Here is a 1,334-nt window from a genome sequence, read left to right on the forward strand (position 1 = left end):
ATGCCTTGGTTAGTTTTAAACGCGGCATAGAAGGCTTTTGCACCGTAGACGAATAAGAACGTTGCCCCTAAATATTTAGCGACTGTGATTAAGATGGGTGATGCTGTCATAATTTCGGCAAAACCTAATACACCACAGGCGATTAAAATTGAATCGGACAGGGCACAAATTAAACATAGCCAAAATACATATTGCTGTTTAAGCCCTTGCTTTAGAACAAAAGCATTTTGGGCACCAATTGCTACAATTAGGCCGCTACCAATACCTAAACCTTTAAAAAACACACTCAGAGAAAGCATAACCATTAAGCAGAAACAAATCAGATGGGGGAATTATCTGACTTTTTATTAAGAAATAAGTAAAATTAAGAATATTTAGGTTTGGCTAAAAATAATTTAGGTTTTGTATGTTAGATAGTAAGCAATGTGAAGCTTTTCTGGCGGTTGCAGAAGTCGGAAGTTTTGATGCGGCAGGAGAGCACTTATGTATAACTCCCTCTGCTGTATCACTACGTGTACAAGCCCTAGAAAAATATTTAGGGCAGATTTTAATTATACGGGGCCGCCCTTGTGTACTCACACAAGCAGGGCAAACCTTGCTCCAGCATTTACGTCATACAAGGTTAATGGAGCAAAATCTATTACAAGGTTTAATGGGCAAATCTTCTGAATCAGAATTTTATAAAATTGCGTTGGCTTCAAATGCAGACTCATTAGCAACTTGGCTTTTACCCAGTATTCAGCAAACATTGTTTAAAGAAAAAATAGTGTTAGAGCTAAAAATTGACGATCAATCTCACACGCATACTTTGCTAGAAACAGGTCAGGTCAATGCATGTATTACAGCAGAAGAGCAAGTGATGGCGGGTTGCTTAGCTCAGCCTCTTGGTAAAATGCGCTATAAAATGCTGGCATCGGCCGAGTTTGTAAATCGGTGGTTTAGTGGTGGAATTAACCGAGAAGTTTTAAGAAAAACACCGGCGGTTATTTTTAACCATAAAGATTTAATGCATTCAGAGGTTTTATTAAAAGGATACGGTTTACCAATGCAGAGTTATCCTTATAGTTTTATTCCGGCAACAGATGCTTTCGTTAAAGCAATTCAACTAGGTTTAGGTTATGGCATGGTGCCCGAGCTTCAGGTTCAACCATTACTCGAAAATGGAACACTTGTTGATATTATGCCTGAGGCTCAACTTGATGTTCCTTTATATTGGCATCACTGGAAAAGACAGTCGAAACAACTTGATGTACTGACCGAGACCATTGTTGAATCAGCAAAACAGATATTGAGATAATTTTAGATCTTAGTTTTTAAATGGTGATTTGAAATGT

The 1,334-nt window shown here is 37.9% G+C and carries 2 protein-coding genes; one reads left to right on the top strand and one right to left on the bottom strand.

Annotation, left to right across the window (positions count from 1 at the left end):
* Positions 1-299, bottom strand: a 299-nt coding sequence (locus VXQ92_RS18315) for a LysE/ArgO family amino acid transporter (RefSeq protein WP_416682765.1), incomplete at its 3' end; no start/stop codon positions are given.
* 107 nt (positions 300-406) lie between these two features.
* On the opposite strand from VXQ92_RS18315, the gene VXQ92_RS18320 reads away from it, so the two are divergent.
* Positions 407-1,297, top strand: a complete 891-nt coding sequence (locus tag VXQ92_RS18320; RefSeq protein ID WP_000887363.1) for a LysR family transcriptional regulator ArgP — start codon at positions 407-409, stop codon at positions 1,295-1,297.
* The last annotated feature ends 37 nt before the right edge of the window (positions 1,298-1,334 follow it).

The sequence above is a fragment of the Acinetobacter sp. 228 genome (assembly GCF_048147885.1).

Coding starts and splice junctions, on each gene's coding strand:
- VXQ92_RS18320 (WP_000887363.1), top strand. CDS start 407: ATGTTAGATAGTAAGCAATGTGAAGCTTTTCTGGCGGTTGCAGAAGTC.